7 protein-coding genes and 1 tRNA gene are annotated in these 5158 nt (G+C 31.3%); all 8 read right to left on the reverse strand.

Annotation, left to right across the window (positions count from 1 at the left end; all coding sequences use genetic code 11):
- A partial coding sequence (locus VK071_12590) for a GTP-binding protein (GenBank protein ID HLR36150.1) occupies positions 1–177 on the reverse strand: 177 nt, incomplete at its 3' end.
- A 41-nt stretch (positions 178–218) separates the two neighbouring features.
- Positions 219–294 (reverse strand) — tRNA-Thr (locus VK071_12595).
- A 58-nt stretch (positions 295–352) separates the two neighbouring features.
- On the reverse strand, positions 353–1000 hold the full coding sequence (gene sigH, locus VK071_12600; GenBank protein HLR36151.1) for an RNA polymerase sporulation sigma factor SigH: 648 nt from the start codon (positions 998–1000) through the stop codon (positions 353–355).
- 90 nt (positions 1001–1090) lie between these two features.
- Entirely contained in the window at positions 1091–1624 is a 534-nt protein-coding gene (locus tag VK071_12605) for an NYN domain-containing protein (protein ID HLR36152.1), read from the reverse strand.
- Complete coding sequence (rlmB, locus tag VK071_12610; protein ID HLR36153.1) at positions 1614–2354, reverse strand: 23S rRNA (guanosine(2251)-2'-O)-methyltransferase RlmB; 741 nt, start codon at positions 2352–2354, stop codon at positions 1614–1616. Before rlmB ends, VK071_12605 begins: the two co-directional genes overlap by 11 nt.
- 25 nt (positions 2355–2379) lie before the next feature.
- Positions 2380–3150, reverse strand: coding sequence for an FAD-dependent thymidylate synthase (thyX, locus tag VK071_12615; protein ID HLR36154.1), 771 nt, complete (start codon positions 3148–3150; stop codon positions 2380–2382).
- 13 nt (positions 3151–3163) lie between these two features.
- Complete coding sequence (locus VK071_12620; protein HLR36155.1) at positions 3164–3592, reverse strand: ribonuclease III domain-containing protein; 429 nt, start codon at positions 3590–3592, stop codon at positions 3164–3166.
- A gap of 2 nt (positions 3593–3594) precedes the next feature.
- Positions 3595–4992, reverse strand: a complete 1398-nt coding sequence (gene cysS / locus VK071_12625; protein ID HLR36156.1) for a cysteine--tRNA ligase — start codon at positions 4990–4992, stop codon at positions 3595–3597.
- Between the last annotated feature and the right edge of the window lie 166 nt (positions 4993–5158).

Here is a 5158-nt window from a genome sequence, read left to right on the forward strand (position 1 = left end):
TTCTCTTTCTTCTGGAGCTTTATCTATATTATCATAACTCATTACTTCTCCCGCTCCAGATCTTTGACTTAATACTGTAGTAATAGCTGCTGTTAATGTAGTTTTACCATGGTCAACGTGACCTATTGTTCCTATATTTACATGAGGCTTATTTCTTTCAAATTTTTCTTTTCCCATTTTAATACTTCCTCCTTATATAAATATTAATTAATCTTTTTTGGAGCCCATGACCGGACTTGAACCGGTGACCTCTTGCTTACCATGCAAGTGCTCCACCAACTGAGCTACATGGGCATTTATTATCTTCTTTTTATAATATTACTCTTTTTTCATTACCTTTGTCAACTCTAAATTAATTTTCCCTTAATTCTAAATACCTTTCTAATTTTCTTTTTACTCTCTGTAGTGCATTATCTATGCTTTTAACATGCCTATCCAACTCAATTGCTATTTCCTGGTAACTCTTACCTTCTATGTAAGCCATAAGCACTTCCCACTCTAAATCGCTAAGAATTTCTCCTATTTTATCTTCTATAATCCCTAATTCTTCCCTACCAATGACTAAAGCTTCTGGGTTTGTAATTCTAGCTCCTGACAATACATCTAATAATGTTCTGTCAGACTCCTCATCATAAATAGGCTTATTCAAGGAAACATAGGAGTTAAGTGGTATATGTTTTTGTCTTGTAGCAGTTTTTATAGCTGTAATAATTTGCCTTGTAATACATAGCTCTGCAAAAGCTTTAAAGGATGCTAGCTTGTCTCTATCATAATCACGAATGGCCTTATACAAGCCGATCATCCCTTCTTGGACTATATCTTCCTTATCTGCTCCAATTAGAAAATAAGATCTTGATTTTAGTTTTACAAATCCTTTATACTTTATAATCAAATACTCTAATGCTTGAGGACTCCCATTTCTAGCTTCTCCTACTATGTCCTCATCTTCCATATCGTCAAAGCGTATTATGTCCAGTTCATTATACAAACCTAAGGCCACAAAGAATCCCCTCCAAAAGTATTCAGAATTGTAAGCATAATTCAGTTATTTAAATTATAGTTTAATATAACTCAATAGTCAAGGTAATAACTAAGGTTTTAACCATTTTTTTAATTTTTCAATATTCTCCTCATCTAACTTTCCAATAAAGATATCATTAACCTCATTATCTTTCTTCCTTTTATTCTTCATATAATTCTTTTTACTTAATATTTCTTCTTCTAATTCTCTAGCAGATACCCGGGTTCCCCCTCGCCCCAATACTACTTGTTGCTCCATCCAATCTGATGTGGCAACCCTTACCTTTTTTACTCTCCCTATTTCATCCAAGGTTTTTTCGATATAATGGTCTGCTGTTTCATTTTCTTTAGTATAAACTACTTCTATACCTTTTAAAATATCCTTTTTACCGCTATTCTTTTTTACTAAATGGGCATCAAATACTATTATCACTTTAGTTTCTGTATAAGATTGATATTCTGCCATTATATCTATTAATTCATTTCTTGCAGTATCTAAATCAATTTTGCTTAACTCCTTCAGTTTGTCCCAAGAATTTATAATATTATATCCATCGACAAATAAATATTCTTGAGGCCTCCATTTTTTCTTTTTACTTCTCATGCCTTTGCCTTACTATTTCATATAATATTATAGATGCAGCATTAGAAGCGTTGAGGGATGAAATATTACCTAGTGTAGGGATTCTTACTAAAAAGTCACAATTTTCTTTTACTAATCTAGAAACCCCTTTACCTTCATTTCCTATTACCAATCCTACAGGACCTTTCATATCTGTATTAAAATAATAATTTTCTCCTAGCATATCAGCCCCATAAATCCAAAGGCCTCTTTCCTTTAATTCCTTTATAGTATCTGTCATATTAGTAACTTTACTAATATGAATATGTTCAGTGGCTCCAGCAGAAGTCTTAACCACTGTATTATTTACCGTAGCTGATCTTCTTTTAGGTATTATTATACCATGAACACCTGCACATTCTGCAGAACGAACTATAGAGCCTAAATTATGTGGATCTTCTATTTCATCAAGCAATACTATGAAAGGATCTTCCTTTAATTCTTTTGCCCTATTAAAAATTTCATCAATACTTGAGTATTCATAAGGTGAGACCAATGCTACTACACCCTGATGGACTCCCCCATTAGAAAGTTTATCTAATTTATTTTTGTTGACATATTGGACAGCAATATTTTTTTCTTTTGCTATCCCCATTATTTTATTTATTGAACCTTTTAATTCTCCTTTTAAAATATACAATTTCTCAATCTTTCTATCTGTTTTTAAGATTTCTATAACTGGATTTCTGCCGACAATATATTCCTTTTCCATAGCTTCCACTCCTTAGAATATATAGTTAAATATTTTTTAATTTTTCTCTAACTTCCTCTATTTTACCACAGGTCATTTTCCCCTCTGGACAAGGTCCTGCTAAACAAGCTGGCCCTGCATTTTTAAACAAAATAGGATATACTTCCTTTACATTTTTAAGCATTTCCATTGCCAATTGTCTTATTTCCCACTGAGCTCTATTACAAGTTCTAAGCCTGAAAAAATTTAAAAGACTTCTAGCATTCATAGTGGCAACAATTTTGGTTTCACAAGCATTGGGAAAGATATATCTAGCATCTTCTATTGAAGACTTTTCCGCCTTAGCCCTAGCCTCTAGTTCTTTATAACCCTCCTTCATGTATTTTTCATAATTTTTTTTATATAAAATATTAGTTATTTTATCATAGTATTTTTGATCTTCTTCCATAGCTTCTATAAACATTTTTTTAGCTTCAGGTTCTTCTTTAATAGATGGAGGTATAACATATTCAAATTGTTCAAGCTTTACATATCTTTGAGATTGTTGAGAGTAACTAGCTATCCTATGTCTTACTAATTGATGAGTTAAAGTTCTTGATACCCCTTCTATACCAAAAGTAAAGCTAATATGTTCTAAAGGAGATTCATGACCTAAGCTTATTAACATATTTAAAAATTTATCCACATTTTCTTCATCTAAATCTTCTTCAATTTTGTCTATACCTACAGGCGAATAGCAAAGCTTAGCAGCTGATGCTAACATTTTTTCTCCATCAGGTGTATATCTTATAAGTTTTACCTTTATATGAGTCTCCATCAAAAGCCCCCCTTTAATTGTCTAATTTCATCTTAAGTATTATGTCAAATAATTGAAATATTCTTTCATCCTCACCTATTAAAAAAAGATAGCCTATTAATGTTTCAAACCCTGTTGCATATTTATAATCCATTAAATCAGCATTTTTAGGTACAGTATTATTTTTAGCATTTCTACCTCTTTTTACAAAGGTCTTTTCTTCTTCAGTCAGTTCATCTTCTAGAGCATGTATAAAGCCAGATTGAGCCTCTGCTTTTACATATTCAACTGCAGCCTTATGAAGTTTTCTCACAGCTAAACCTTTTTTAACTAAGTAAGTTCTTACAAGTAGCTCATATACTGCATCCCCAACATATGCTAATTGTAAGGGAGATAAAGAATTTATCTCCTTTACAGTTAATCTATTTCTTAATTTATTAAAGTTATTGATTTCATTATCCAAACTTATACCCTCTTCCACTTTACACCTTCCGATGTATCTTCTAATATAATTCCTTGTTCCTTAAGATCATCTCTTATTTTATCTGCTAATTCATAATCCTTATTTTTCCTAGCCTTTGTTCTTTCTTCTATAAGTTTTACAATTTCCTCATCTAATAGTTCATCTTTCTTTGAAAGTAATCCTAAAATTTCAGAAAGCTCAATTAGAGTTTCGTAAGTATACTCTATCAAACTTTTGGCACTTTTTTCATTAAAGTTTGTATTTGCATATTTTACTATGTCAAAAAGAACCGATATAGCGTCTGCTGTATTTAGGTCATCATCCATACTTTCAAAGAATTTTTCTTTATAAGTTTCAACCTTTTCTTTTTCTTTTATCTCTTCTTCAGTTATTTTTTTATCTTCTGCTTTATCTATTAAATATTCTAAGTTTTTCTTCCCATTGTACAATCTTTCTAAAGCTTTCTTTCCTTGTTTCATTAAATCTCTACTGAAATTAATAGGATTTCTATAATGGGCAGAAAGTAAAAATAATCTTAATACTTCTAAGTCAAACTCTTTTCTAATTTCTTTTACTGTGAAAAAATTAAATGAAGATTTGCTCATTTTTTCATCTTCAGTATTTATCATAGCATTATGGATCCAATATTTTGCAAAAGGCTTATTAGTTAGAGTTTCACTTTGGGCTATTTCATTTTCATGATGGGGAAATTGTAAATCATCTCCTCCAGCATGGATATCTATAGATTCCCCTAAAAGCTCCTTTGCCATTACCGAACATTCAATATGCCAGCCTGGTCTGCCTTCCCCCCAAGGACTATCCCAGGAAGGTTCTCCTTCTTTTGCCTTCTTCCACAACACAAAATCCATAGGATTCTTCTTATCTACATTTATCTCAATTCTAGCCCCACTCTTTAAATCCTCTATGTTCTTCTTGGATAGTTTCCCATAGTTTTTAGCCTTTGATATATCAAAATATACATTTCCATCTATATTATAAGCTGCACCCTTTTTTTCTAACTCTTCTACAAAATTAATTATATCATCAATATGCTCTGTTGCCCTAGGATGTAAAGTTTCATCTTCTAAAAGTCCTAAACCATCAGTATCTTCAAAAAACCTCTCAATATTTATGTCTGCTACTTCTTTTACAGTAGTCTTTTCTTCATTGGCTATTTTTATCATTTTATCATCAATATCTGTAAAATTCACTAAATACTTTACATCCATACCTTTATATTTTAAATATCTTCTTAAAGTATCAAATACTACTAAAGGCCTAGCATTTCCTACATGAATATGATTATATACAGTAGGCCCACATGTATATATAGTTACCTCATCTTTTTTAAGCGGTTTAAACTTTTCTTTTTCTCTTGTCAAAGAATTATATAATTCCATTTTCCTACCTCCTTAATTTTAAAATAAAAAACCGTCTCAAAACAGAGACGGCTTTTCCGCGGTTCCACTCTAATTAGGTTTCTATTCTATATAGAACCCCTCTCAAATTATTACAAACATAACGGTTCTCCCGATTTACCCTACTATTAGACTTCAGATAATAGTT

It is taken from the genome of Tissierellales bacterium (assembly GCA_035301805.1).
Lineage (GTDB): Bacteria > Bacillota > Clostridia > Tissierellales > DATGTQ01 > DATGTQ01.